This is a genomic window from Chryseobacterium aquifrigidense (genome assembly GCF_006716485.1).
Lineage (GTDB): Bacteria > Bacteroidota > Bacteroidia > Flavobacteriales > Weeksellaceae > Chryseobacterium > Chryseobacterium vietnamense.
The window spans coordinates 878,387-902,427 of the sequence record NZ_VFPD01000001.1 but is presented as its reverse complement, the minus strand read 5'-3'; the positions used below and the strand labels follow the sequence as shown (position 1 = coordinate 902,427).

The following is a 24,041-nucleotide window of genomic DNA, read 5'->3' as shown; positions in this document are numbered from 1 at the left end:
GTATTGGGAGGTATTTCCCTGTATTATTTTTTGGTTGTTAATCCATTTTAAAGAAAGAAATCTAAGTAAAAGTATAAAAAGTAAAAATGAAAACGAAGCTTATTGCTCCATCCCTATTATCGGCAGACTTTGGGAATCTGCAAAGAGACATTGAAATGCTGAACAATTCTCAGGCCGACTGGTTCCACATTGATGTCATGGACGGAAGATTTGTTCCTAACATTTCTTTTGGTTTTCCGGTAATGAAAACCGTTCAGCAGCATGCTAAAAAATTTGTAGATGTTCACCTGATGATCGTGGAGCCTGAAAAATATGTTGATGAATTCATCAATCATGGTGCTGATCTTGTTTCTGTACATTATGAGGCATGTACTCATCTTCACAGAACCATTCACCACATTCAGAGTAAAGGAGCAAAAGCTGGTGTTGTTTTAAACCCTTCTACTCCGGTATTAATGCTTGAAGACATTATTGCAGATGTGGATCTTGTATTGTTAATGAGTGTAAATCCAGGATTTGGAGGACAGAAGTTCATTGAAAATACCTACAAAAAGATTGCAGAAACGAAAGATCTGATCTTGAGCAATAATTCAACAGCGCTTATCGAGATAGATGGTGGAGTAAATCTTGACAACGCTTCTAAATTATTTGAAGCCGGTGCTGATGTTCTTGTTGCAGGAAATGCTGTTTTCTCAGCTGAAAGTCCGGAAAGAACAATTGAACTTTTAAAGATATAAAAGAATCAAAATACTAAACAAAAGAGGCTGTCTCAAAAGTGAGATAGCCTTTTTTTATGGATAAAAAAAAAGGAAAGCCAAAGCTTTCCTAATATCTGCAAATTGATTAATTTGCTGTGTGTCGATTAATTCAAAAGTAGTCTTTAAAGATTACAATCCCAAGCAAAATTTTCTTTTTCCTCCCGATTTATCGGAGTTAATAGAAAATAACCATCCTGTCCGGACTGTTTCAGCGGTTATAGACGGTCTTGATATCAGTAACTTAATCCGGAATTACAAACCTGGAGGCACCTCAGTATACCATCTAAAGATGCTGTTGAAAGTGTTGGTTTATGGCTATTTGTGTAATATTTATTCGAGTAGAAAATTAGAGCAGACTCTTAAAGAAAATGTACATTTTATGTGGCTTAGTGCCATGAATCGTCCTGATCATAATACCTTAAACCGCTTCAGGAGCGAAAGGTTAAAAGGCGAGATCAAAGACATATTTGCTCAGATTGTCCTTTATTTAGAAAATGAAGGGCTGGTAAGTTTACAAACTGTTTTTACAGATGGAACTAAAATAGAGGCCAATGCCAACCGTTATACATTCGTGTGGGGCAAGTCCATAAAGAATAACAAAGAGCGTATAGAAACACAGCTTGAAGAACTCTGGAATTATACCGAGCAAGTAGCCAAAGAAGAAATGAAGGATATTTCGGAAGTGGTCTTTAAATCTATGGATAAAGAAAAAGTAAAGTCTGTTATAGAAATGATAGATTCTACTTTAAAAAAGAAGAAAATCGATTCCAAAGTTCGTCAGAAGATTAATTACGCCAAAAAGAACTGGCCAGATAATCTTGAAAAATACGAGAAACAGCAGAAAATTCTTGGCCTGCGAAACAGCTATTCAAAAACAGATCCAGATGCTTCCTTTATGCGCATGAAGGAGGATCATATGCGTAACGGTCAGCTTAAAGCAGCTTACAATCTTCAGCTCAGTACAGAGAATCAGTTCATTATTAATTATACCCTGCATCCCAATCCTGGTGATACTAAAACCCTTCTGCCTCACATTGAGAACTTTGAATATCTTTATAATAAACACCCCAAAGAAATAGTAACAGATGCCGGATATGGCTCAGAAGAGAATTATATTCTTCTCAAAAAAAGAAAGATTAAAGCTTACATCAAATATAATTATTTTGATAAGGATCAAAAATCCCAAACAATAACTTCTTCGCCCTCAAATCCAACACTTTCAAAACTTCGGCACAAAGCCCATCAGCTGCTCAATACAAAACGGGGTATAAAACTCAGAAAACAAAGATGCCATGATGTAGAACCAGTTTTTGCCCAAATCAAGCATAACAAAGGATTTAAAAGATTTTTTCTCCGAGGCCAAAGTAAAGTCGAAATAGAAACTGGCTTGATAGCTATTGCTCATAATCTAAGGAAATTAGCTCTTGCAGGATGAAAATCCTGTTTTTTTTTAAAATATATCCACAAAAAAATAGGAAAAACTGACTTCTGACAGAGTGGAAACACTAAATTAAAATCGTTCACAAAAAATTGAACAAAAAAAAGAGACCGTCTTTTGAGACAGCCTCTTTTCTCTTGTTTGGAAATTTAAGTCGTCCTGGTTATAATCTTTTTTTCAATGTATTGAAAATGCTTAAAATTGTCTTACTAACTACACAAAGATCCGAATAAAACCATACGTACACATCCGTAGAAATACTTAATTTAATAGTAAGTATTTTCACTTAATCCATTATATTTTCATACTTCTCTGTTCCAGATACAGGCGCAGACCACAAAAATGATAGAAATTACTGAAAATACAGTTCTTATATTATTCAAAAAATTCCATCTGTTTTCAAAATTATCCCGCATCTGCCTGATGGCTTCTGCTGTAGAGCCGGATATATCAAACTTATCCAAAGCATCATTCATCGGAACATTTCCGGCAACGGTTACTCCAAAAACACCAATCAGATAAGCCAGAGTAGCCAACAGGAGAAAAATAAAGACAGGCTGCTGCCCCCGGAACAAAAACGTAGATACGGGAAGAAGAAGAACTGTTCCCATAAAACTCATAAAGAAAACAGGGTTCAGAATTTCGCGGTTGATATTCTGCATCGCTTTGAGATATTCTGTATCAGAAAGTTTTCCCAGGCCGAGAACAACGGAGCACGAATAAGCATAGAAAAGTCCTCCTATCAGAGCAGTGAGGACGGCGGTAATGATCAATACTAATGTTGTCATTTTCATATATTTTGATTTTGGTTATCAGAGAATAGAATTAATAAGGATTCCATTTTTTAATAATATTCTGGGCTGTAAGGATCATTTCGGAGTCCCAGTTTTCTGTTTTAAAATAATGAAAATCCTGATCTTTGACAGTTTCCACTTCTGCATTATCATAAATAAGCCTTGTAAGTTTCGACTGTTCTTCATACAAAAGCAGGTCTTCCAAAGGTTTCTCCGGAAGTTTCATTTCCTTTTTACACCAATTGCTTTTTTCTTTCAATTTCAAATCTGAAGTTTCAATTATTGTTCTCACTTTATTAAAATCTTCCAGAAAATTATTTCTTTCTTCTTCCGTTTTTAAAGTATGCCCGAGTCTTTCAATAATAATATATTCCAGATTTGGACATTGCGCCATGACTGAGGGAAAAACTGAAAGAATTTCTTCAGGAATAATATCATCATGAGTATCCCTCCTCACCTGCTTCTTTCCATATACACTCTCTTGCCAGCTTCCTCCTGAAAGATGAATTTCTTTTACCTTATCCAAAGGATATAAGTCAATTATCTCCTGCATTCCTGCTTCGAAATTACAGGATTGGCAGTAAATATTATGAAGATCAAGAATCAGAAAGCCGTTTGTATCTTCCGTCAGCTGATCAAGAAATGTTCCCTGTTCTTTAACATCTTCTATGGAAAATGAAAATGCCAGATTTTCTATTCCTACAGGAATATTTACAGTTTCCTGAAGTCTGTATAATCTGTCTTTTCCTATTTGTAAAGTTTTGGAATGTAAAGATACCGGCAACGGCACTCCCTGATGGAAATTCTCAGTATTCATAAAGCCAAAATGTTCCGTGATATGGTTGTATTTGCGCAGACTGACTCCTTCTTTAAGTTGTTTCAGCCATTCTTCCTGTCTTTCCGTCCATCTCGCATCAAACAAAGAATAATAAACCCCATGTCCTATTAAGCGGCTATTTTCAGCATAGAAATTCAGCAGATCCCGAAGCCACTCCGGTTCATGGGTATGATAAAGGGTATCAAAAGACCATTCCATCACTTCGATAGAATTATTCTGCAACAATGGCAAAATAGCAGAAACAAAATCTGCCTCTGCCATCATTGATACTCCTAACATTGGCTTTCTCATCTTCTACCCCATTCCGCAAGCCGGACAGCCATGCCCACGGAGTACAAGTGTATCTTTTTTAACAACAGGCTTGGGTGTTCCTGGTTTTTTCTTATCCACCGTATCTGTAGAATTGGCTTTCTTTACTTTTTTAACTGGCTTTCTGGTTTTACCTTCCGGCTTAGTAGTCTGTGCGGAAACACCTACCGCTAATAAACTCGCCATTAATATTGCTGGAATTTTCATAATTTCTCTTTCAGATGAATTTTACAATAAACGTTCCATTTATAAAAATACAATAATAAGAAACGTTTTGATAACAATTATCAGTAAATATTAGAAACTATTCTATACTATAATGCTTTCTTTATCTATATTTAATGGTAAAATAAATCTATATATGAAAAGTAGTCTGATTAAAGCTGTTTTCCTTGGATTAATATTATCTGCACATAGTATTGATGCACAGGTTCAGACAGTTGACAACAGCAAAAAAATGGAATGGTTTAAAAATGCAAAACTGGGTGTTTTTATTCATTGGGGGATCTATTCCGTCAATGGAATCTCGGAATCATGGTCCTTCTTCAATAATTATATTAATCACGAAAATTATATGAAGCAGCTAAATGGTTTTTCAGCTTCAAAATATCAACCGGAACAATGGGCCAATCTTATTAAGGAATCCGGAGCAAAATATGCTGTCATTACAACCAAACACCATGACGGAGTTTCATTGTGGGACTCAAGAGCAGAAAAGGCCACAACCATTCCTAAAAATTCTCTTGCCAAAAAAGATGTTTTAAGTCCATTTGTTTCTGCGCTTAAAAAATCGGGACTGAAAACAGGCCTTTATTTCTCATTGCCGGATTGGAGCCATCCTTATTATGACATCAATACGAGAACAAAAAAACGCTACGAACTTAAAAATGATCCAAAGCGCTGGCAGAATTTTATAAGCTATTATCAAGGTCAACTCAATGAGCTTTCTACCCAATATTCTCCGGATCTTCTTTGGTTTGATGGCGACTGGGAACATACTGCTGAAGAATGGAAAGCTTCTCAAACCCTGGATTTACTCAAGAAATACAATTCCAATATCATCATTAATTCAAGGCTTAACAATCACGGAGATTACGATACTCCTGAACAGGGTATTCCCGTAGTTCCGCCACAAAATCCATATTGGGAGCTTTGTTACACCATGAATGATTCGTGGGGATATCAGCCTTTTGACAAAAGTTATAAGACACCCAATATGATTGTAAGAACACTGGCAGACGTCATCAGCATGGGAGGAAATCTTCTTCTTGATATAGGTCCCAAACCAGACGGTACCATTCCCGAAGAACAAATTGAGATTTTAAAAAACCTGGGGAGATGGACCTCCAAAAATGAACATGCCATCTATGAAACCACCCGTGGAATTCCTTTTGATAATTATAAAGGGAAATCTTCTTTGTCAACCTCTAAAAAATCTGTATTCCTGTATCTGGAAGAAACAAAAAATTTTGCAAAAATTTACGGATTGGCAACCAGACCTCTTTCAGTAAAAATAATCGGAGAGCCATCTGCTGTTGTCAAAATGGATTATAACGCTGAAAAAACACTGACACTGAATTTCACCCATGTAAAATTTGACAAAGATGTCACTGTGGCAGAAATTACTTTCGACACACCTCCTGTATTTCTAAAAGATTTTAAGAAAGAGGAGCATCCGCTTCCCGAAATACTGGAAAACAAAAATACTCAGGAAGCAGCCTATGATATTGCCAATGCGCTGAACTATGATCAAAATTTACTTACACAGGACGGCCTTACCAGTGATGGCCTTGAGATGAAAATAAAAAAAACGTCTAAAACAAATCCGGAAACTATAGAATGGATAAGCAAACATGCAGAGGCTTTATTTGAAACAGGAAAAGGTCTTCCGGCTGGTCATTACTCAGGAATGAGCGCTCTGTCAAAAGACCAACAGACTCTTTATCTTTTTGTGGAAGGAGTACCTACAGGCCCTGTTGCTCTGAAAGGGATAAAAAATAACATTGCCAGAATAAGAATCGTAGGAGAAGGCAGCATGCTCAGCCATACGATTTATAACAAGCTTTACTGGAGTGACCGCCCGGGAATTGTTTATATTGATATTCCTAAAGAAAGACTGGATAAACAAATGACGGTGATTGCAGTTTTGCTTAATAAACCTGTTGAACTGTACAGAGAAAATGTGGGAGCCCTTGAAAATAATCTTTAAATCCCCATTAAAAACAAAATCCGGAGAATTTTCTCCGGATTTCTTATTTTGTAAGATGATTTTCTTAGAAAATCTCTCTTCCTGAAAAATGGAATTGAGCTTCGATTAATGCATTCTCGTCAGAATCTGAACCATGAACAGCATTTTCTCCGATGCTTCTTGCAAACATTTTTCTGATAGTACCTTCTGCAGCTTCTGCAGGGTTAGTAGCACCAATTAATGTTCTGAAGTCTTCAACTGCATTGTCTTTTTCTAAAACTGCTGCAACGATAGGACCAGAGCTCATGAATTCTACCAATTCTCCATAAAATGGTCTCTCAGCATGTACTTCATAGAATTTTTTTGCATCAGCAACTGTAAGCTGAGTTAATTTTAAAGCTTTGATCTTAAAACCTCCTTCAGCAATCTTACCCAATATAGCACCGATATGTCCGTCAGCAACAGCATCAGGCTTAATCATAGTGAATGTAATGTTAGACATAAATGTATATTTTTTTAATGGCGCAAAATTACAAAAAATATCTTTGATTTTTATTTTAATTTTTTTTTAACATAAAAATAACTTTTATTAAGAAATTGTAACACAAACTTTGGCACAGTAATTGTTTATTCTATTGCGATTCTCATGTTTAATTTGAGTTTTCATGGTTATTAGTTTTTACCCAGCTTCGGCTGGGTTTTTTATTTTCAAAAAATAGCATTATTTTTTATTAATTATATAATTTTACAATTAATATTGGATCATATTTAATGATTTCCTCCATTTTGTTTCAATTGGTGAAATAATTTCATTTTCTGAAAATCCAATTATTTGATGGCCCAAAATGTGACAAAAGTGGAGTTATCTGCCAAAACTGTAAAAGTGAAAAGTAGAGTTATCTAAAAACGAATATTTTTTTATTTAAAAATCAAAAAAAATAATTACTAGAAATAAAACATCCAGAATACATTAAATTAATCTTTAAAAAAATAATAACAGTAAATATTATCCTGTAATAGTAAGAAAGCACCTTTGCCAGGGATTAACATCTTGATAAGGGTATCATTTTCAGTAATTTTTAAAACAGAAAAAGAGACCATCCGCTGACAGCCTCTGTATTTCTAACAAAATATGTACTAAAAAGGTTTTATTAATTATTTTTGGGAGGCTTCTTCTGCTTCATCCATCAATTTAATATAAGTTGCATAGCGGGAATGTTGAATCTCGCCTGTTTCAAGAGCATCGATAACGGCACATTTCGGTTCATTGATATGAAGACAGTTGTGAAATTTGCACTCTTCTCTCTTTTTGAAAATTTCAGGGAAATAATGCTGTACTTCTTCTTTTTCAATATCAATCATTGCAAATTCACGGACTCCCGGAGTATCAATAACGTTTCCGCCAAAATGCCAAAAGTGCATCTGGGCAAAAGTTGTTGTGTGCTTTCCTTTCAGATGCGTATCAGAAATCTCAGACGTCTTCAAATTCAGTCCTGGCTGCAAAGCATTCACTAAAGTAGATTTTCCACAGCCTGAATGGCCAAAAAACACCGAGGTTTTATCTTTAAGAATTTCCTGAAGCTGATCCAGATTCAATTTCGAATAGGAAGAAATTTCCAGGGTATCATATCCAATTTCCTGATATAAGAATTCAATGTCTTTTACAATTTCAATTTCTTCTTCGTGTAAAACATCAATTTTATTAAAAAGAATCAGTGGGGTAATGTTATAGGCTTCACAGCACGCCAGGAACCTGTCCAGAAATCCTAAAGATGTTTCAGGATGTTTCAGGGTAAAGATAAAGCATGCCAAATCAATATTGGAAGCAATAATATGAGCTTCTTTTGAAAGGTTTACAGATTTTCTGATCAGATAATTGGAGCGTGGTTCTATTTTTGTGATCCAGGCTATATCATCCTGCTCCAGTTGAAACTCAACAAAATCTCCTACAGCAAGCGGATTGGTAAGTCTGGTTTTTATTAATTTGAATTTCCCCCTGATTCTGGCCTCGAAAATTTTATTTGTTTCCAATTCCAAAACCTGGTACCAACTGCCTGTAGATTTAATGATTTTTCCTTTCATAGATAATGCTGGTGCAAATATACGCAATTAGGGCTTAGCATTCAGGAAATAGGTTTAAAAACAAATGTTTCAATTGCCCTACATACTGATGACTAAGCCCTGATTTATTTTTTTTCTGAATATATAGTAAAAATGATGCTTCTCTTACTATTATCCGCAATTTATCTTTCGATCATAATATTATTCTGAACTTCAATAGATTCTTCGTGAATCGCTTTGAATACTTTTTCAATAAATTCCTGAGACATTCCTGTTTCTTTTGCTTTTTGAGTTGCATATTCCGTGATTACTTTCCAACGCTCAGGCTGGAAGATCGCAATGTCATTTTCCTTTTTAAGCTTACCGATTTTCTCAGAAATTTTCATTCTTTGAGAAAGAAGTTCAATTAACTGGAAGTCAAGATCTGAGATCAAAGTTCTGTGTCTTCCCATCTCTCCTTCAAAACCTGCAAGATTAGAGCTTCTCACTTTCAGATTTCCGATAAGGTCTGCAAGAACTTCAGGGGTAATCTGCTGGGAAGCATCACTCCACGCTTCATCAGGATTGCAGTGAGATTCAATGATTGCTCCCTGGTATCCTACGTTAAGGGCTTCCTGTGTAATATCAGCAAGACCTGTTCTGTTTCCGCAGATGTGAGAAGGGTCGATTAACATTGGAATATTTGGGAACTGGCTCTTGAAATCAAGGGCAATCTGCCAGTTTGGATTGTTTCTGTATTTTGTTTTCTGGTAGGTTGAAAATCCTCTGTGAATGACTCCCAGGTTTTTAATATCTTGTCCTAAAAGTCTTTCCAATGCTCCGATCCATAATGCAAGATCCGGATTCACGGGGTTTTTCACGAATACAGGTTTATCAGTCCCTCTTAAAGCCATTGCAATTTCCTGTACTGTAAATGGATTTACTGTAGAACGTGCTCCGATCCAAAGAACATCAACGTCTGCTTCTAAAGCTGCAAACACGTGGTGTGCATTAGCTACCTCAGTTGCTGTTTTAAAACCATATTCTTCTTTTACCTTTTTCAGCCAGTTCAAACCGATCACTCCTACTCCTTCAAAACCGTTGGGTTTGGTACGGGGCTTCCAGATGCCGGCACGGAAAACTGATACATTAGCATTGGATTCTTTAATTCTCCTGGCCGTTTCAAGCATTTGAGCTTCACTTTCCGCGCTGCATGGTCCTGCAATCATTAGAGGCTGTGTAAGCCCATCGATCCACTCATTTTTTAAATCATTTAAATTCATTATTCTAAATTTTTATTGTTTTTTTATATTAATTATTCATTGACAGCAATAGCCCTTTGGATTATAAAATTTAATTTATAATTCTTTTCAAAAAATGCCGTTCAAAATTGTTTAAAGGAATCAGGAAAATAATAGGGCTCTACTTCTCCTGTATTTTTTGGAAAGAAATTCAGTTAACAGTACCAATAAAATCGGTAATACGTTCTGAAATTTCTATAATAAGAAGCAGAAAAACTAAAATAACCGCTAAAAAAGTAATTAGCGGGTGCAAAGAAAGACTGATATGTTTTAGTCAATTTTTCCATTTTATTCTGGAAATGTCTTTATTTAGCGTTTCTGGTTGTAATTTGTTTTTGTCAAAAACTTATTTTCGACAGAAATATTTGACAAATATATAAAAATTATGTCAAATCAAACTTCATTAAATCATCAAGATCTTTCAAAAGTGGATTTTTTTCTATAAATTTTTCAAACATCTTTCTTTTCGTCACCACCTCAATCTTCAGATTTTCAACGTCTCTGACGTATTCTACCTCGATACTATGATTCTGAATTTTTCTTTTAAAATGATTAAAAAATTCTCCACTTATTTTATCAAATTCTACTTTTGCAGAATCTGAAGGGAATAAAACTTTGATTTTATGCTCTTCAGCTTTTACCAGTTTGAAGGTCTTTACGGCATTAAATACAAAATTATTTTTTACCTGAAGCTGTTTAAGCATAATTTTCCATTCCATCTGCAGGTCTGTGTCTGTAAAATGGTTCTGCGGAAGATGATCAGTTCTTACCACAACATCTTCTGTGGTTTCTACTTTATCTTCTTTATTCAAAAAGGAATTGATGCTGAAACCGGAAGAAATTCCCGGTCTTGATAACGGTTTGTTTGTTTTTGTCACTGAAACTTCCTGAACTGTTTGGGAAGCTGCAGGTTGTGATTCTGCTTTAACTTCTTTCTTTTCCGGAGCTTTTTCCGGCATCTTTACCTCCTGTTTCTCACTGAGAAACGGGGCCAGTATCAGGAATTTTTTTTTTTAGTATCGCCTAAATTAGCTGTCAGTGAAGCCAGCTGCATTAATGCAATTTCAACCGTAAGTCTTGGGTTTTTTGAATTCTTATAATTAATATCCGCATGATTACAGATTTCAATACCATCGATAAGCTGCTGGGCGGCCCATTTTTGTCCTTGCTCTACAAATTTGGCCTTGGTTTTCTCTCCTACTTCAATGAGTTCCATGGTGGAAGCATTCTGCGCCATCATCAGATCTCTGAAATGATTTCCTAATCCGGCAATGAAAATATGAGGATCAAAACCTTTCTTTACAATCTCATTGAATGCGAAAAGCACGTCAGGGATTTTGTTTTCCTTGGCGAGATCCACGATGTTCAGATACTGATCATAGTCCAGAATATTGAGTACTTCAGCGGCTTTTGCCAGGGTAATATTTTTCTGGGAGAAGGTAGAAAGTCTGTCGAAAATAGAGAGCGCATCTCTTAATGCACCGTCGGCTTTCTGAGCGATCAGGTACAATGCATCATCTTCATACTGGATATTTTCTTTTTGGGCAATGTTTCTAAGATGATTCTGAATGTCTTCAATGACAATTCTTTTAAAGTCATAGATCTGACAACGGGATAAAATTGTTGGAATAATTTTATGTTTCTCCGTTGTTGCCAAAATAAAAATAGCGTGAGCAGGCGGTTCTTCCAGCGTTTTAAGGAAAGCATTGAAAGCGGCAGAAGACAGCATATGAACCTCATCAATGATATATACTTTGTATTTACCAACCTGAGGTGCAAAACGTACCTGATCTATAAGTTCTCTGATATCATCTACAGAGTTATTGGATGCAGCATCCAATTCATAGATATTGTAAGCAAAGCCGTCTTCTGAAACCGAGCCATCTTTCTCATTGATCTTTCTTGCAAGAATTCTGGCACAAGTAGTTTTACCCACACCACGAGGACCGCAAAAAAGTAATGCCTGAGCTAATTGACTTTCTTCAATTGCATGTTCTAAAGTATCCGTAATATGGGATTGTCCTACAACCGTATCAAACTCCTGAGGACGATATTTTCTTGCAGATACTATAAAATTTTCCATTGGTCAAAAATAAGAAATATAGTTTTAATTTGAAAATTAAAAGTTTTCAAATATCAACAAAAACATATTTCTGTTCAAATCGGAAAACTTTTAACCCTTACTTTTTTTTACTGTATGCAAAGTCAATCAACTCAACGATAGCGCCTTCAATCTCTTTTCTACCTTCTTCAGTTTTCAGGTCAATACCGCAGAACTTGTTTGCGTTATATCCTGTATAAAGGTTAAGATAGTAAGCACCGGAAACAATAAGAGCCATAATTGCTCTATGTCTTGTTGCTACTCCTTCACCAAAGTAAGGATCTGAGATGTTTCCAAATAAAACTTCTCCTACTTCTTCACGTTGTTCAACTAATTTCTTAAGAATAGGCTTGCTTTCTGAAAGCTCCCAAAGGATAATCTTCTGAAGTTCTTTATTTTTCTTCAGGTTTTCGAACTGGTTTAATACCACCATTTTTGTAAGTTCGTGCCCACCGTCTGAGAAATCCATATCAACGTCCTGGTTGACCTGGCTCCAGTAATCCTGAGATTTGATATACTCATCGATCAGTTTATCAGTACTTCCAAAGTACTCGTAGATCAATTTTTTATCAAATCCGGCAACGGCAGCTATCTTGCTTACTTTTAGTCCGGAATATCCTTTTACTCTTAAAATTTTACCAACTGCAGCAAGCAGTTTCTGCTTTGTTTTTTCTTTGTCCCTAATGGGGCCCTGCACTACTTTTCTAGGCATAATTATTATTTTTTCGCAATATGCAATTTTTTATTAATATCATCAAACGCATTAAGCGTTTTGTCGAGATGTTCTTTTTCGTGTCTTGCCGTTACACTCATCCTGATACGTGCATCTTTTCTTGGTACAGCCGGGTAAAGAATCGGATTGGTATAGATTCCTTTTTCTATTAGTAGTTTTCCGGCTTCTCCTGTTACATAGGGGTCTCCAATTTTTACGGGAATAATTGCAGAGCATGTAACGCCTGTATCTAATCCTAAGTCGTCAAGCCCTTTTTTGAAATAATTGATATTATCCCAGAGTTTTTCTCTCCAGATAGGTTCTTCGTCAATTAAATCAATGGCTTTAACGATTCCGGCGGATGATGGTGGAGCTGTAGCTGAGAAGATCTGCTGGCGGGAATGGAATCTGATGAATGCAGCTATTTTTTTATCTGCAATGACATATCCTCCAAGATTTCCAAATGTTTTGCTGAATGTACCTGTAATGATGTCTACTTTATCCAATAACCCAGCCTGTTCCAAAGTACCTCTTCCGGTTTCTCCAAGGATGCCGACACCATGTACGTCGTCTACCATCAGAAAGGCATTATACTTTTTCACAAGGTCATAGATCTCATTAATACGGGAGGTATCACCATCCTGGGAATACACTCCGTCCACAATAACGAGTTTCGTACGGTACAGATTTTCAGATACCTTCAAAATGTGTTCCAAAGATTCCAAATTATTGTGAGGAAATGTTTTTTTATTGGTAAAAGCACATCCTTCATGCACACTGGCGTGTACAGCCATATCTAAAATAGCAAGGTCTTCTTTCTGCATTAAACATTGTAAACTCGCACTATTGGCGGTATAACCTGTTGTAAATACTACAGCCTCATCTTCTGTTCTTTTAAAGAAGCTTGAAATTTTCTTTTCTAAAGCATTGTGGTAGTCAAAATATCCACCGATAAGAGGAGTTGCTCCTGTACCGGTACCATATTTTTCTATTCCCTCAATAGCAGCTTGTTTTACTTTAGGGTGCTGCGTAAACCCTAAATAATCACTGGATACAAAACTAACAAATTCTCTGTTGTGGTTTGCAATATTTACATTCAGTATTGCATTGGTCCCTGAAGTATTCTTCAGTCTGTAATTCATGTGTCCGTTAGACTTTACATAGTCTAAATATTCATAAAAAATTTCAGCCCTTTGAGCCATATCATTGTCTGGTATATTCTCAAAGTCTTTGATAGTTGCTGTTGTGAAATTGATGCTCATCCTTAATCTTGTTTGTTGTGGTTTAAAAAAAACAAATATATAACTATTTAAAGGGCTTAAGCTCCCATATTAAGATTAAATATTATTAAAGGCACAATAATTTATTCTTATTCTCTGGAAACCAAACTTAATGCTCTATATAGGTTTCTTTTTAACATTTATCCTTTTTGAATTAATTAGTTTTTTCTTACCTAAATTTAATAAAAAAAGTAAACAATAAAGAAATATTAATAGAAAAATAATAAAAAAAGGCAATTATTTTTTACAACCATCTCATTTATAAAAGATTATTTTGCAGTAATTTTAACATTTTAATTCACTAAATTACCTTTTACAGCAGGTATTTCAGCACGATTAAATCCCTACCCAGAGACGAAAATTCTCTCCAACTTCCTTCAGTAGCAATTTTAAAGAAAAAAAATAGTCAGTTTAAAGCGTATGGAAATTTCTGAATTTTCCCGGAGTAAAACCGGTCATTTTTTTGAAAAATTTTGAAAAATTAGATGGGTCATAAGTAAAAATACGCGCAATTTCTGCTACCGATCTATCGGTAATAATAAGCATCTGTTTTGCCTGTTCAATAATTTTTTCATCATAAAAAAAGCAAGGGTGCTGCCCTGTTTCTTTTTTGATCGTATCAGTAAGATGTTTATGGGAAACCGCAAGTTCTCTGGCGATTTCATTGAGCTCCAGAAATTCAGGGACATTTCCTGAAATAACCTCATGGATATGTTGATCTAAAAAGGCAAAATACTGATGGGTAATTTCTTCACTTCTTTTCATCATGTAGGGTTCTTGCTAATCTGTATTCAAGTTATAAAATTAATCATAAGATACAAAATAACACGGTGAACTTTCCGGATGTTTCAAGATGAATATTTACGAAAAACTGTCTTTAAAAGCCTGGGTAGAATTTTTCACTTTTAACTTTTCCAAAATATTCTGACGGTGTCTGTTTACTGTATTGATGCTGATAGAAAGAAGACCTGCAATTTCTTTACTGGCATATCCCTCCCCGATAAATTTTAAAACTTCCCATTCTCTTGGGCTTAAAATATTTTTATAATCAAGTTTATCTTTTACCACCACTTCCCCTTTTATTACATTAACAATCATAAAATCAGGAACACCAGGTGAAGTAAGAGCCATATTATAAAGACAGAGAGCTAATCTCAATCGGCCGTTATCAGGTGAATACACATAAAACATACGATGTTTTACCCATCTGTAGGTATCATTTTTATCTTTCATCCTGATTTTTGAAACCACACTATATGCCTTACGTTCCTGGATTTCCAGCGTATCCAGTAATCTGAAAAAGCGGAGCTCATGAATGTATTTTTTCAAATGGTCATCAGGATGTATTTTTTTCAGCATCTCTTCTTCCCAGATGGAGTTTATTTCTGCCGGATTTCCATCTATCTTTAAGCCAAGTTCGTCTGCCGCTGCCGATTTATAAATAAAACTCTTGTTCTCCTGCATATCACTCAGCACAACTATTGCACCTTCCATCTGAGCATATGCCAATGCGCTCTGTTTATAGATCTCTATATTAAGCTGGCATTTTTTCGAGACATTATCGAGTAATTTATCACTAAGCTGTTCACGGATTTCCATAATGGTTATTTATCAGTATTGACGCAAATAAAGTTTAATAATACTTTTGCTAAAATAATAATTTACCCTTAGAACTTACCCCAAAGAAAATGAAGAAACTGATTTTCGGCTTTTGCACCTTATTCCTGGTTCAAAAGTTTTCCGCCCAGAGTCTTGAAAAAATGACCTGGTTTAATGAACCTGAAAAATGGGAGATCAAAAACAATAGCCTTTCTATGTTTGTAACGCCACAGAGCGATTACTGGAGGATTTCACATTATGGATTCACCGTAGATGACGCTCCTTTCTATTACGCTACCTATGGTGGTGAATTTGAGGCAAAAGTAAAAATAACCGGCAGTTACAAAACAAGGTTTGACCAGATGGGCCTTATGCTGAGAACAGATCAGGAAAACTATATCAAAGCCGGAGTAGAATTTGTAGATGGCCAATACAATCTCAGCACTGTGGTAACCCACCATAAAAGCGACTGGAGTGTCATTACACTGGAAAAAACACCATCTGCTATCTGGATAAAAGCAGTGAGAAGACTGGATGCTGTTGAGATTTTTTATTCTTTTGATGATAAAAATTATATCATGATGAGAAATGCTCCTCTTCAGGACAACACCCCCGTAATGGTTGGATTAATGGCAGCCTGCCCGGACGGAAAAGGTTTCAATGCTGTATTTGAAAACTTCACGGTAAAACATCTTCCGGATCAGCGCAGACTGAAGTGGCTTGAAAGCCATCAATAACGATTGAATTACACTTCAATATACAGTCAATTTTATTTCACCTCCCCTCATTTCCGGGAGGTTTTTTTGCTTAAAAGGATATTCTGGAATTGGGTAATAAAAAAAGAGACTGTTTACTTTAGTACAGTCTCTTTTGTGGTTGAGATAAAAACCGTTTGTGTTCTTAGAATCATTATTTTAACAATAAATCTTCTTTACTTGTTGTGAAAATATTTTTGCAAAAATATGAATATCCATAGGCACAGACAAAGTTATCATGTAGAATAAACCGTCATTTTTTTGTCAAACTTTTACTACAAAATCAATAATTGAATAAAACTTCAACCATTAATTAAAGAAATAATAAAATTATTCAGGCATAACAATATTTCTCATTGATAACAGTTCTAATACAAACCACAAATCCAGTACAATACAGATATCTGTAAAAGATAATTTAAAATGAATGCTATATAAATTTATCACTTATTATTGAAATATGATAATATTTCGAAAAATTTCGAATGACTTATGGTCCGCAATACATGATAAAACTTAGGCAAAACAAAATACGCAATACTAATTTATCGTTATAATTTCACTATTTTTACGCAATCAAAAAATATAAAACACAAAAGACCAGAAAACTTCAATGATAAAAATTTATTTGCAATCGTTCCTGCCCTTTAAAAAAACTTTGACTTGTACAAATACTATTATTAACCGTCTATTGCATTAGCAGCAGATATAGATCAGTTTTGCACATATATGAGAGTTTGGGCATTTATTTTTGCTTGCATCTATCTAAACATTTCCGGGCAGCACTATACCTCTACATGGTACAATATAGACAATGGACTTCCACAAAGCAGTGCAAAAGCTATTGTGAAAGACAAATATGGCTTCATCTGGATTTCTACCGAAAACGGACTGGTAAGGTATGACGGAAGTTCTTTTATTACCTTTAATAATTTCAGGGTAAATAATCTGCATTTTGGTGAATTCATCGGAGATCCGTGCCTTGACAGCATAACGGTTCTAAATAATTTCCAGGAAAATAAAATCATTATTAAAAACAGATTTCCAAAAATCGCAAGTCTTACTGCCGGTGACAAAATGACCTACTCTAATGGTACCGATATTCTGCACCGTATTGCGAATAACATCATTACGTCAGATTTCTATAATGACGTTCAATATTTTATTCAGCTTAGAAATTCTGTTTATCATTTTACAGAAAAGAATGCCATCATTTACAAGGAAGGGAAAAAGGAAATAAAAATTGATCTCCCTTTTACCAATAAAGATCTGAACTACATTTTTGTACTGAATAATCATCTGTTCATCAATGATCTGAAAAAAAGAAAAACCTACTCAATCTACAAGGGACACCTTTCTGTTTCTGAGAAACCTACTCTTTTTAATCACCCGGACACTAAAATCTATTGGCAACAGATTACCAATCAGACTTTTATTATCAACCATGACAACATTTACCTTTTAGAAGGAAATGAAAAGGATCTCCGCCTGAAATTTCTTGTCAATTTTGAAGAAATCGGTAATCACTCTTACTGCTCTATGTATTATGATGAGAGTTTCAACAAATTGTATCTGGGGACTCTCAATAATGGACTGAACGTACTTCAGTTTTCCAATTTCTATGTTTCAAGAAAAGAGGCTGATTTTTCCAGCAATGTATATTTCGCCTCCCTTCCTTTCAGCCGAAACACAATCATCACTGAGGATGGAACAGAATTCGGGAGAAACGGGATTGTCAACAACCATCTTTTCGGAAATAATGATAATTATCTGATGACGTATGATAATTCCGGAAATATTCTGATCAAAAAAAGAAACAGTATCATCAGGTTTTATAAAAATTCAGGATATAAAAAGAAGGACTCCACTTTTGTAAAAAAAGGACTTGAAACATTTATGAAAAGCGGAACTCTTTACGGGACCACTTTTACAGATCTTTCGGGCACCCAGTTCCATTTATACAAAAAAGATATATTCAGCCAGCCGGATTACACCTATACTTTTAAAAGTTTTATTAATACTTTTTATCAATACAACAGGAATGAAATTCTGACTGGAAACAGCGATGGTCTTTATTCCATAGCACTGGGAAGCAATACCATAACGCCTTTAATCAAAAACATTCATGTCAAAAGTATTATCAGAACAAAAGATAACCTGATATGGATAACTACGGAGAAAAACGGCTTCTATCTTTTCAGGAATCATAAGCTTATCAAGATGCCCAATGACATCAATGATTATTTACAGTCTGCTCATTATATTCTTGAAGATCAAAAGGGATATTATTGGATTTCTTCGAATAATGGAATGTTTAAGGTCTCCAAAAAACAATTACTTCAGTATGCAGAAAACAAAAATACTCCGGTTTTTTATTACCGCTTTACCAAAAAAGACGGTTTTCTGACCAATGAATTTAATGGAAGTTCAGAACCTAATGCTTACGCTCTTGAGAATGGGGATTTTGTCTTTCCTTCAATGGATGGTTTTGTATTTTTTAATCCTGAGAATATTCAGACTTATTATCCGGGGAGAAATAAAATTTACATTGAGCGGGTAAAAATCGGAAATTCCGAGCCTCAGTATTTTCATCAGATTCTTGATCTGAAAAACAATTACAAAACAGCGGATGTCTTTATTGATATTCCTTATTTTTCCAATCCTGAAAACCTTTATATTGAGGCCAAAATATCAGGAAAAGAAAACACTGAGTGGGAAAAGATCACAGCAGGGAAAGAATTAAAGTACACCATCAGCAATCTTTCTCCCGGTGATTATACCCTGAGCGTAAGAGTATTGATCTCTTCAGATGGGAAATATGAAGAGAAGACAGTACGTTTCAAAATCCAGCCTCTTTTTTATCAGACATTGCTATTCAGGGTGTCTGCTTCCATTATTATCCTTACCATTATTATCGTGATCGTTCAGTTAACGACCAATTTTCTGAGGATTAAGAATAAGGCTTTAAAACAGATTGTTCATAATAAAAATTCTGAACTGAAGGAAACCTCCCTTCACCTGGAGGTCGTAAAAAATAACCTGCAGAAAGAAACTGAATATCAAAAAAAGCTGGTGGAAACCATCAGCCATGATATCACCACGCCGATCAGATTTATTGCCATGCTTTCCCAGAAACTACACGAGTCTGATGATGTGGAACTTCAGAAAAAGTATTTTGACAGTATTTATAAATCTTCAGAACAGCTGTATCAGTTTACTCTGAATTTGAAAGAGTATACTGAACTTTATAAGGCTGAAAATATTTTTGAAGAAAAGGAATATCCTATCAATAGAATCCTTGAAATCAAGAATAAATTATTCTGTGAAATTGCAAAAGAAAAAGGAACCACAATTACCAATCTTACTGAAGGGATCATCTATTCTAAGGTAAGTGAAAGTATTTTAACAGCTATTATTCATAACATTCTTGATAATGCGGTGAAAAATACTTTTGAAGGAAATATAACCCTTACTGTAAAGGAAAATCTGCAAAAAACCACCATAATAATTACTGATACAGGAACAGGAATGTCTGAAGAGCAAATTTCTGTTTATATGAACCTGTTCAGAAATCCTAAACTGGAAACCCCTAGTTTTAAAGGAAAAGGGTTGGGTCTTCATATGGTTATACATCTTGTAAAAAAGATCAATGCTGAAATGAATTTCAGACAAAATCATCCTAAAGGAACTGTTGTGGAAATAACACTCAATAAAAACTAATCTCTATGAATGAAAGAATTTTAATCGCTGATGATCATTATGTGGTAAGGGCAGGAACCTCTTTGGTTCTTGAAACAGCTTATCCCGCACTGAATATAGATTTTGCTGAAAATTATGATCAGGTGAAAAAGAAGCTGGAAAATCAACGGTATGACCTTATTATTTTAGATATTGATATGCCGGGAACCCAGTATAAGAAAATGGTTCCTGAACTTAAAGATATACAGAATGACCTTAAGATTCTCATCTTCTCAGGGTATGACAAAGATGTTGCGATCCAGTACATCAGAGAAGGAGCTGAAGGCTATCTGAATAAACAAAGCAGTGAAGAAGAAATAAAAAATGCCGTGAAAACTGTCATTGAAAAGGGATATTTCTACCCTGCAGAACTGATTGGTCTTATCATTCAGAATAAAAGAAACAATCCCGTAGAAAAGTTATCATCCAGGGAATACGAAATTTTCAAACTTCTGGCGGATGGTAACGGTAATCTGGAAATTGCCAACAGGCTCAATATTCAGATGTCTACCGTAAGCACTTACAAAAAAAGGATTTTTCAAAAACTTAATGTCGGTAATATTGCAGAACTGATTAAAGTCTATGAAATGATGCATTAAGAAAACGGGGCCGGAATTTAATAGTATTCCTGCCCCGGAAAAAACACAAATCTCCTGAGATTTTAAATAGCTAACCCCGTTGACTTTGTAAACTTTTATATCATTGTATTTTTAGAATCATAAGACGGTTTATTAGTACAACCTCTGTACGGAAAGGAACAGTTCTCTTGTGTTATCAGATGTATTGGAATCTGTGGTTGTGGCATCACTGCTTCCCGCTGCAGATTTATTATCAACACGGAATGCATAATACACTCTGTACCATCTTGGCTCCGGTTCCTGTATGGTAATATCAAAGGTTACCGTCTCATTATGGGTCTGAGTAAGGTAAACACCGTCATCAAACTGTCTGTAGGCTCCAGGTGATAGTTTAATATTTCCATTATCAGAATCACCGGTATGGGTAGACATTTCCGAAACCCATATTTTCACATCTGAAGTTCCCACATTATAAAGTCTTGGATTAAAAGTAGTAGCTGCGCCAGTTCCTGCTGAACTACTGTTAAATTGGGCATCAAGTCTCAGAAAACCACCTAAAACAGGAAGATCGGTAAGATAAGTACTGGCTAAGGTGTTTGCACCGGAAGTACCAGCAGGAATGCTTCCGTGATAGTAAATCAGGTCTCCAATGGTAATGTCGTCATCTTTTCCTCCGAAAGCAAATTTCCAGGTAGTTCCGTTGAACATATAATAACCGGCTTTGTCTACTTTTGCTGTTTTTACTGAAGGAGCAGTTACAGCCTGAGTGACATAAACCAAAGCTCCGGTCTGTGCTGCCAGATAGACATCATCTTTAGCTCTTAACTGATCTCCTGTCATTCTGGGAGCCATCACTCCATCAGCCACAGTAGTCACGTCAGGTTTTCCTTCTACATGCAATGTTACTTTAGGAGAATCTGTATTGATCCCAACCTGGGAATATGCCGCTAGTGAAAAACACATCATTATGCTGGCAAGAGGTAATTTTATTTTTTTCATTTTAGTATATTTGTTTAAAATTTTGTTGATTTATTTAAGAATTGAATAAATCATGCGGGGTTAATTGACTATCATCAATCAGCCTTTGTTGAGCTAGCTGGTGCAAAGTTATCCGCATTGATAAATCAAATTCATCCATAATCAATGAAAAACAGGAAACCACTCACAAAACACAAATAACTAACAATCAAATATTTAACCCAGTCATTTTCTAAAATATGACTGTTATGCGAACAAATTGGAATGATTTAAAATTACTTTCTGCCACAAATGACCACCGAAAAAGACATAAAAATTGAACAGTACAAAAGACAACTGGTGTATTATTATAATATTCTGATGTCTGTTATTCTTGCCCTATTTGGTTTGATATTTACTTTTATCATTCCGGATAAAATAATGGCGTGGTATCTTGTCGGAGGGCTTTTTTTACTGGATTATACTTACCTTATTGTCCGTAAAACCTACTCGGTGAATGTAATGGTGCATTCCTATATCATTATTGCAACACTTTATAATTTTTACATCATGCTGGCTTTCTGGAACAACTCTATAGCGAGTTTTGTCTGGCTTATTCCGATCCCGCTGGCAGCCTATGTTTTCTTTCAGAGGAAGTATGTTTATATTTACAGTGTATTTGCTTTACTGAATATTGTTGCAGGATACCTTATTTCCAAATCCTTCAGCTTTAACTTTCCAATACACAGGCCGGAAGATGTAAGACTTACAGATACCATCCTGATGATTTCCAATGTAGCTGTGATTGCACTCCTGCTCTATTTTAAGGATAAAATAAAGCGTGTTGAAATTTACCATGAAATTGAGGAGAAGGCTCAGAGTACAATAATACAGCCGGTTCCTACACCAGAAAAAGCACCTTTTGCAGATGAACTGTTTGACAAAATTGAATCTGTGATGAGAGAAAAACAGCTGTATAAAGATGTTAATTTCAATATTTCTAAGCTTTCTACAGAAATGGAAATCAACAGTAGTTATATCTCGAAATCAATTCGTGCAAAAGGATATCCCAACTTCAATAATTACCTGAATATGCACAGGATTGCATGGGTAAAAAAACTGCTTAATGAAAATGACCTTGAAAAAGTAACCCTCATGTATATTTATACAGAGGCAGGATTTTCTAACCAATCTACTTTCAACAGGGTTTTCAAGCAGATGGAGAATATTACCCCTTCCGAATATATCAGCAGCCTACAATTTCACTGATTTGTTTCACCAATTAATATCATTGAGATTATGATTTTTTAATTCGGAAAATAATCAGGAAATTTACAGCGCTTAAATTTTCTGTACAACCACTGCATTGTAATTGCAAAAAATCATGGATTCATCTGAAAAAGCCATTCAGGGAAGCTCACGTTTCCGATATATAAAACTTTGTATTTTCTTTTCAGGACTTTCGGTTTTTGCACAGCTCTATCTTTTCCAGCCGATGCTGCCTATGGCCGCAGAACAGTTTGGGGTATCTGTAGGCGACACGTCCCTTTTGGTATCATCATCCACGATAGGTATGGCATTGGGATTACTGTTTTTTGCCTTTAAAGCTGACAGCTATTCCAGGAAAAATCTCATGGTGTTTTCATTGATTTCATCTGCCATCCTTACTATTATTTCTACCTGGATTCCCAGCTTAAGCCTTCTGATTGCGATTGGAATACTGAAAGGTTTTGTTGTTTCCGGCGTTTCCGCAGTGGCCCTTGCCTATCTTATGGAGGAAGTGGATGCTCTGGCAGTACCTGCTGCCATCAGTATGTATCTCAGTGGAAATACAATTGGAGGGATGAGCGGAAGAATAATGGCTACTTTGTTTGCAGGTGAATTCGGATGGCGTAATGCTGTTCTTCTGATTGGCATAGAAAGTTTCATTCTCGGCGCTGTATTCTGGAAACTGTTTCCGGAATCAAAGTTTTTTAATCCTCAGAAAACAGATTACCACCTTAAGGTAAAACAGATGAAGTTTTTTCTTACCAATCCTTATATGCTCCGTTTATACTGTACTGCTGCATTGCTGATGGGCGTTTTTGTGAGTGTTTATAATTACCTTACATTCAGATTGGAAGCAGCACCTTTTTCATTAAGCCATTTTATCATTGCCTTTATCTTTCTGATGTATATTTTCGGTGTTTTCGGAACGATGATCGTTGGCCGTCTTTCCAGAAGGTTTCCGATGAATACCATTTTGAAAGGCTCTATCCTGTTTATGCTTACCGGAGCAGCCCTGCTATTATCTGAAAATATTTATATTCTTATTTTCGGGCTTGGCCTTTTCACTCTTTCATTCTTTGCTGCCCACACTATGGCCAGCCAGATGACTGCGTTGTATGCCAAGCGTGGAAAATCTTCAGCCACTTCCATTTACTGGCTGTTTTACTATTTCGGTTCAAGTATTCTGGGAAGTGGTACCGGATATCTGCTTCATGCTTTTTCATGGAATATTTTCATCGCAGTTCTTCTCCTATCGGTTATTTTAGCTCTACTTCTGACTACTTTTAATACAGTTCCAAAAGCAAGAGTAAAAAACTAGTACCACATACATACCACACCCTATATTTCATGATCATGTGACAAACCCTTTGCAGACGTACTATTTTA

Annotated in this window: 21 protein-coding genes; 8 read left to right on the top strand and 13 right to left on the bottom strand. The window is 35.5% G+C overall.

Annotation, left to right across the window (positions count from 1 at the left end; all coding sequences use genetic code 11):
- The first annotated feature begins 86 nt into the window (after positions 1–86).
- Together rpe and FB551_RS03990 are read left to right on the top strand one after the other, a co-directional pair.
- Positions 87–737: a ribulose-phosphate 3-epimerase gene (gene rpe, locus FB551_RS03995; RefSeq protein ID WP_047431435.1), complete on the top strand. Its 651-nt coding sequence runs from the start codon at positions 87–89 to the stop codon at positions 735–737.
- A 124-nt stretch (positions 738–861) separates the two neighbouring features.
- A complete protein-coding gene (locus FB551_RS03990) occupies positions 862–2,193 on the top strand; it encodes an IS1182 family transposase (protein ID WP_142018062.1) in 1,332 nt (443 codons plus the stop codon).
- 305 nt (positions 2,194–2,498) lie between these two features.
- Here the strand turns inward: FB551_RS03990 and chrI are convergent, their stop codons facing one another.
- The 3 genes from chrI to chrA are packed head-to-tail and all read right to left on the bottom strand — an operon-like array spanning position 2,499 to position 4,344.
- Positions 2,499–2,984, bottom strand: coding sequence for a chryseobasin maturation helper ChrI (gene chrI, locus FB551_RS03985; protein ID WP_226798614.1), 486 nt, complete (start codon positions 2,982–2,984; stop codon positions 2,499–2,501).
- Positions 2,985–3,021: 37 nt separating this feature from the next.
- Complete coding sequence (chrH, locus tag FB551_RS03980; protein ID WP_142015289.1) at positions 3,022–4,119, bottom strand: MNIO family chryseobactin maturase; 1,098 nt, start codon at positions 4,117–4,119, stop codon at positions 3,022–3,024.
- Positions 4,120–4,122: 3 nt separating this feature from the next.
- The gene (gene chrA, locus FB551_RS03975) at positions 4,123–4,344 is read right to left on the bottom strand and encodes an MNIO class RiPP chryseobasin precursor ChrA (protein WP_142015286.1); all 222 of its coding nucleotides are present in this window, start codon (positions 4,342–4,344) and stop codon (positions 4,123–4,125) included.
- A 154-nt stretch (positions 4,345–4,498) separates the two neighbouring features.
- Between chrA and FB551_RS03970 the strand changes: the two genes are divergently transcribed.
- On the top strand, positions 4,499–6,346 hold the full coding sequence (locus tag FB551_RS03970) for an alpha-L-fucosidase (RefSeq protein ID WP_142015283.1): 1,848 nt from the start codon (positions 4,499–4,501) through the stop codon (positions 6,344–6,346).
- A 64-nt stretch (positions 6,347–6,410) separates the two neighbouring features.
- On the opposite strand, the gene FB551_RS03965 is transcribed toward FB551_RS03970, so the two are convergent.
- From FB551_RS03965 to FB551_RS03925, 9 genes are all read right to left on the bottom strand, one after another.
- A complete protein-coding gene (locus FB551_RS03965) occupies positions 6,411–6,827 on the bottom strand; it encodes a nucleoside-diphosphate kinase (RefSeq protein ID WP_034687444.1) in 417 nt (138 codons plus the stop codon).
- A gap of 653 nt (positions 6,828–7,480) precedes the next feature.
- Positions 7,481–8,407 (bottom strand): ribosome small subunit-dependent GTPase A, encoded by a 927-nt coding sequence (gene rsgA / locus FB551_RS03960; RefSeq protein WP_034698541.1) that lies wholly within the window; start codon positions 8,405–8,407, stop codon positions 7,481–7,483.
- A gap of 161 nt (positions 8,408–8,568) precedes the next feature.
- Complete coding sequence (locus FB551_RS03955) at positions 8,569–9,648, bottom strand: chorismate mutase (RefSeq protein WP_047431451.1); 1,080 nt, start codon at positions 9,646–9,648, stop codon at positions 8,569–8,571.
- A gap of 401 nt (positions 9,649–10,049) precedes the next feature.
- Positions 10,050–10,625, bottom strand: a complete 576-nt coding sequence (locus tag FB551_RS23470; RefSeq protein ID WP_226798613.1) for a hypothetical protein — start codon at positions 10,623–10,625, stop codon at positions 10,050–10,052.
- A gap of 38 nt (positions 10,626–10,663) precedes the next feature.
- Positions 10,664–11,749, bottom strand: coding sequence for a DNA polymerase III subunit gamma/tau (dnaX, locus tag FB551_RS03945; RefSeq protein ID WP_142015281.1), 1,086 nt, complete (start codon positions 11,747–11,749; stop codon positions 10,664–10,666).
- A gap of 97 nt (positions 11,750–11,846) precedes the next feature.
- Positions 11,847–12,479, bottom strand: a complete 633-nt coding sequence (locus FB551_RS03940; protein ID WP_047375406.1) for a TetR/AcrR family transcriptional regulator — start codon at positions 12,477–12,479, stop codon at positions 11,847–11,849.
- A gap of 5 nt (positions 12,480–12,484) precedes the next feature.
- A complete protein-coding gene (locus FB551_RS03935) occupies positions 12,485–13,741 on the bottom strand; it encodes an aminotransferase class I/II-fold pyridoxal phosphate-dependent enzyme (protein ID WP_047431456.1) in 1,257 nt (418 codons plus the stop codon).
- A 429-nt stretch (positions 13,742–14,170) separates the two neighbouring features.
- Positions 14,171–14,527, bottom strand: coding sequence for a helix-turn-helix domain-containing protein (locus tag FB551_RS03930; RefSeq protein ID WP_142015278.1), 357 nt, complete (start codon positions 14,525–14,527; stop codon positions 14,171–14,173).
- Positions 14,528–14,620: 93 nt separating this feature from the next.
- Positions 14,621–15,358: a LuxR C-terminal-related transcriptional regulator gene (locus tag FB551_RS03925; protein WP_142015274.1), complete on the bottom strand. Its 738-nt coding sequence runs from the start codon at positions 15,356–15,358 to the stop codon at positions 14,621–14,623.
- An 89-nt stretch (positions 15,359–15,447) separates the two neighbouring features.
- On the opposite strand from FB551_RS03925, the gene FB551_RS03920 reads away from it, so the two are divergent.
- The 3 genes from FB551_RS03920 (at position 15,448) to FB551_RS03910 (ending at position 20,450) form a co-directional block, all read left to right on the top strand.
- Positions 15,448–16,095: a DUF1349 domain-containing protein gene (locus tag FB551_RS03920; protein WP_142015272.1), complete on the top strand. Its 648-nt coding sequence runs from the start codon at positions 15,448–15,450 to the stop codon at positions 16,093–16,095.
- Between the two features lie 747 nt (positions 16,096–16,842).
- The gene (locus FB551_RS03915) at positions 16,843–19,833 is read left to right on the top strand and encodes a ligand-binding sensor domain-containing protein (protein ID WP_142015269.1); all 2,991 of its coding nucleotides are present in this window, start codon (positions 16,843–16,845) and stop codon (positions 19,831–19,833) included.
- Between the two features lie 5 nt (positions 19,834–19,838).
- Positions 19,839–20,450, top strand: coding sequence for a response regulator (locus FB551_RS03910; RefSeq protein WP_047431472.1), 612 nt, complete (start codon positions 19,839–19,841; stop codon positions 20,448–20,450).
- A 132-nt stretch (positions 20,451–20,582) separates the two neighbouring features.
- Here FB551_RS03910 and FB551_RS03905 read toward each other — a convergent pair whose 3' ends face one another.
- The gene (locus tag FB551_RS03905) at positions 20,583–21,428 is read right to left on the bottom strand and encodes a hypothetical protein (RefSeq protein ID WP_142015267.1); all 846 of its coding nucleotides are present in this window, start codon (positions 21,426–21,428) and stop codon (positions 20,583–20,585) included.
- Between the two features lie 270 nt (positions 21,429–21,698).
- Between FB551_RS03905 and FB551_RS03900 the strand changes: the two genes are divergently transcribed.
- Both FB551_RS03900 and FB551_RS03895 read left to right on the top strand, forming a co-directional pair.
- Positions 21,699–22,655, top strand: a complete 957-nt coding sequence (locus FB551_RS03900) for a helix-turn-helix domain-containing protein (RefSeq protein WP_142015264.1) — start codon at positions 21,699–21,701, stop codon at positions 22,653–22,655.
- A 115-nt stretch (positions 22,656–22,770) separates the two neighbouring features.
- Positions 22,771–23,973: an MFS transporter gene (locus FB551_RS03895; protein ID WP_142015261.1), complete on the top strand. Its 1,203-nt coding sequence runs from the start codon at positions 22,771–22,773 to the stop codon at positions 23,971–23,973.
- Positions 23,974–24,041 lie beyond the last annotated feature (68 nt).

What these genes read in the sequence shown, in the direction of transcription:
- FB551_RS03935 (WP_047431456.1), bottom strand. Translation starts at nt 13,741, where the DNA reads ATGAGCATCAATTTCACAACAGCAACTATCAAAGACTTTGAGAATATA.
- FB551_RS23470 (WP_226798613.1), bottom strand. Translation starts at nt 10,625, where the DNA reads ATGCCGGAAAAAGCTCCGGAAAAGAAAGAAGTTAAAGCAGAATCACAA.
- FB551_RS03940 (WP_047375406.1), bottom strand. Translation starts at nt 12,479, where the DNA reads ATGCCTAGAAAAGTAGTGCAGGGCCCCATTAGGGACAAAGAAAAAACA.
- FB551_RS03900 (WP_142015264.1), top strand. Translation starts at nt 21,699, where the DNA reads ATGACCACCGAAAAAGACATAAAAATTGAACAGTACAAAAGACAACTG.
- FB551_RS03905 (WP_142015267.1), bottom strand. Translation starts at nt 21,428, where the DNA reads ATGAAAAAAATAAAATTACCTCTTGCCAGCATAATGATGTGTTTTTCA.
- FB551_RS03925 (WP_142015274.1), bottom strand. Translation starts at nt 15,358, where the DNA reads ATGGAAATCCGTGAACAGCTTAGTGATAAATTACTCGATAATGTCTCG.
- FB551_RS03920 (WP_142015272.1), top strand. Translation starts at nt 15,448, where the DNA reads ATGAAGAAACTGATTTTCGGCTTTTGCACCTTATTCCTGGTTCAAAAG.
- chrH (WP_142015289.1), bottom strand. Translation starts at nt 4,119, where the DNA reads ATGAGAAAGCCAATGTTAGGAGTATCAATGATGGCAGAGGCAGATTTT.
- rpe (WP_047431435.1), top strand. Translation starts at nt 87, where the DNA reads ATGAAAACGAAGCTTATTGCTCCATCCCTATTATCGGCAGACTTTGGG.
- dnaX (WP_142015281.1), bottom strand. Translation starts at nt 11,749, where the DNA reads ATGGAAAATTTTATAGTATCTGCAAGAAAATATCGTCCTCAGGAGTTT.
- FB551_RS03895 (WP_142015261.1), top strand. Translation starts at nt 22,771, where the DNA reads ATGGATTCATCTGAAAAAGCCATTCAGGGAAGCTCACGTTTCCGATAT.
- rsgA (WP_034698541.1), bottom strand. Translation starts at nt 8,407, where the DNA reads ATGAAAGGAAAAATCATTAAATCTACAGGCAGTTGGTACCAGGTTTTG.
- FB551_RS03955 (WP_047431451.1), bottom strand. Translation starts at nt 9,648, where the DNA reads ATGAATTTAAATGATTTAAAAAATGAGTGGATCGATGGGCTTACACAG.
- FB551_RS03915 (WP_142015269.1), top strand. Translation starts at nt 16,843, where the DNA reads ATGAGAGTTTGGGCATTTATTTTTGCTTGCATCTATCTAAACATTTCC.
- FB551_RS03965 (WP_034687444.1), bottom strand. Translation starts at nt 6,827, where the DNA reads ATGTCTAACATTACATTCACTATGATTAAGCCTGATGCTGTTGCTGAC.
- chrI (WP_226798614.1), bottom strand. Translation starts at nt 2,984, where the DNA reads ATGACAACATTAGTATTGATCATTACCGCCGTCCTCACTGCTCTGATA.
- chrA (WP_142015286.1), bottom strand. Translation starts at nt 4,344, where the DNA reads ATGAAAATTCCAGCAATATTAATGGCGAGTTTATTAGCGGTAGGTGTT.
- FB551_RS03910 (WP_047431472.1), top strand. Translation starts at nt 19,839, where the DNA reads ATGAATGAAAGAATTTTAATCGCTGATGATCATTATGTGGTAAGGGCA.
- FB551_RS03970 (WP_142015283.1), top strand. Translation starts at nt 4,499, where the DNA reads ATGAAAAGTAGTCTGATTAAAGCTGTTTTCCTTGGATTAATATTATCT.
- FB551_RS03930 (WP_142015278.1), bottom strand. Translation starts at nt 14,527, where the DNA reads ATGATGAAAAGAAGTGAAGAAATTACCCATCAGTATTTTGCCTTTTTA.